This window comes from Vibrio sp. 1402 (genome assembly GCF_033340275.1).
This window is the reverse complement of sequence record NZ_JAWOWE010000681.1, coordinates 1-523: the sequence shown is the minus strand read 5'-3', so window position 1 is coordinate 523 and position 523 is coordinate 1. Positions and strand designations below refer to the sequence as shown.

The 523-nt window shown below is 47.2% G+C and carries 1 protein-coding gene and 1 pseudogene; both read left to right on the top strand.

The window, feature by feature from the left end:
• A pseudogene (locus R7044_RS27925) lies at positions 1-198 on the top strand (transporter); the annotation flags it as partial.
• A 56-nt stretch (positions 199-254) separates the two neighbouring features.
• Positions 255-523: oligogalacturonate lyase family protein (locus R7044_RS27920; RefSeq protein ID WP_225456335.1), on the top strand; the 269-nt coding region annotated here is incomplete at its 3' end.

Here is a 523-nt window from a genome sequence, read left to right as displayed (position 1 = left end):
CAACGCGCGAAATTGGGTACGCTGGTTATCTACATGGCCGCAGGTTTAACACTGATGATGTTGATTCCTAACCCACTATGGGGCCGCCTATTGTTCCTTGCCTGTGCAGCGTCAGTCTTTGCTGTGGGCTACGGCTTGAAGAAGAGTGCCAAGCTAGACACGCAGCCCTCTAAAGTAGCCGCGACAACGACCCAATAATCTGAATTTTTGTTTTGGCTGCCCTCGCTTGGGCAGCCCTTTTGTGGAGATATATTATGGCTAAAGGTGATGTGATTACTCTCAACTTCGAAACGTTTGTTGATAGTGATACCCAAGTGAAAGTGACGCGATTAACGCCAACGGACGTGATTTGTCACCGTAACTACTTTTACCAGAAGTGCTTTACTCAGGATGGAAAAAAGCTGCTGTTTGCAGGTGATTTCGACGGAAATCGCAACTATTACCTGCTTAACCTTGAAACGCAACAAGCAGTCCAACTGACGGAAGGTAAAGGTGACAACACCTTTGGCGGTTTCATTTCGAC